Source organism: Neobacillus niacini, assembly GCF_036961885.1.
Taxonomy (GTDB): domain Bacteria; phylum Bacillota; class Bacilli; order Bacillales; family Cytobacillaceae; genus Neobacillus; species Neobacillus niacini_H.
On sequence record NZ_JBALNQ010000003.1, the window covers coordinates 1 to 1,829 of the forward strand.

General features: G+C 34.8%; 2 protein-coding genes. Both read left to right on the forward strand.

Annotated elements, in window-relative coordinates:
- On the forward strand, positions 1 to 578 hold a 578-nt coding region (locus V7124_RS02030), incomplete at its 5' end, for a TVP38/TMEM64 family protein (protein WP_335485398.1).
- A 159-nt stretch (positions 579 to 737) separates the two neighbouring features.
- Positions 738 to 1,622: a YitT family protein gene (locus V7124_RS02035; RefSeq protein WP_335409317.1), complete on the forward strand. Its 885-nt coding sequence runs from the start codon at positions 738 to 740 to the stop codon at positions 1,620 to 1,622.
- Positions 1,623 to 1,829 lie beyond the last annotated feature (207 nt).

Below are 1,829 nucleotides of genomic sequence, written 5' to 3' on the forward strand. Positions count from 1 at the left end.
TTCAATTACTTAGAGATGGTGAATTTGATTCCATTACAGAATCATTAAAAGAAGACACCTTTTCAAAATTTTTCTTCACATTTATGATCATGGTTATTCAAAATTCCTTTACGATTATTCCTCTTATTATTATCATTACGATAAACTATACGTTGTTTGGATTTTTCAATGGTCTTATTTGGAGCTGGTTTACAAGTATCATCGCTGCAGGAATCTGGTTTTATGGCAGCCGTTATTTTTTTAATGATTGGGTTCAGAAAAAAACAAATCCCCAATTGTTAGAGAAAATGGAGAAAAGCGGTTTTTTATTTGTGTTTCAAGCAAGAATCTTCCCGTTTATTCCTACAAGCTTAATCAATATTCTCAGTGGTTTAAGTTCAATTCGATTTAAACATTTTATTATAGGCACTATGTTAGGGAATCTGATTTTCTTCTTTGTGTTGTCCCTGATCCCCGCAGGAATCATGGAGGGGGACAAGGAACAAAATATTCTGCTTGGCATCACTCTAATCCTAGTAGGATTCGTCTTTTTTTATCGAATAAAGAGAAGACAGAAAAGAAGAAAACAATTAAATTAGATAAATATTTACGCTCTGGTCTATTGATGATCAGAGTGTTGTTTTTTACTTGCAATATCTCAATGTATTCAATAAAGTAAAAATATTACTCGCAATTTTTATGAAAGATTTAATGGTATACTAATTTTAATATTAAACTTTTTGATAAGGTGTGGTTTTGTGGCAGAATTAGCAAATGGAAAGATTCAACATCGAAAACTTTCTTTAAGTAAAAAAATCTTTCGGGCATTCTCGATTACTCTAGGGGCCATATTGATGGCTACCGGACTAGAAATATTTTTAGTCCCAAACAAAGTAATTGACGGAGGCGTAACGGGTATATCGATTATGCTCTCTCATTTAACCGGTTTGGAACTTGGTATCTTCCTCTTCCTTTTAAATCTTCCTTTTGTTTATGTAGGCTATAAACAGATGGGTAAAACATTCGCCATTTCTACTGTTTATGGAATTATTGTTTTATCTGTTTTTACTACGCTCTTTCATCCAATACCTGCTTTTACTGATGATATCCTCCTTGCAACGATTTTTGGCGGGATGATACTGGGAATAGGCGTCGGAGTTGTCATTCGCAATGGTGGTGCATTAGATGGAACAGAAATACTATCACTGGTGATTACCAAAAAGGTTCCGTTTTCAGTTGGCCAAATCATCATGTTTATCAATATCTTTATTTTGGGTGCAGCAGGATTTGTTTTTAGCTGGGATCGGGCGATGTACTCCTTACTAGCGTATGTTATTGCTGCAAAAGCAATTGATACCGTGGTTGACGGTTTCGAGGAATCCAAATCTGTTTGGATTATTAGTGATGAAGCTGAAGAAATAGGAAATGCAGTGAATGCACGCTTAGGTCGTGGCGTTACATATTTAAAAGGGCAGGGTGCTTATACTGGTGATGATAAGAAGGTGATTTTTAGTGTCATCACTCGACTAGAAGAATCAAAACTGACAACAATCGTTGAGGAAATTGATCCTCATGCCTTTTTGTCCATTGCTGATATATCCGAAGTTCGAGGCGGGCGCTTTAAGAAAAGGGATATCCATTAATTCATTTCCATTGCTTTGAAATTAGTATGAATTAACGTATGATGTATAAACCTGTCTCTAGAAGATAGGTTTATTTACTTTTTTAAAGGGTTAAAAGACTGAAAAAACAATTTAGTCATGTTATTATTAGAAGTGCATCTATTAAGTAATGAATACTATTGATTTTGGAACTTGTTGATTGGAGTGAAAGGCGCTCGACTCCTGCGG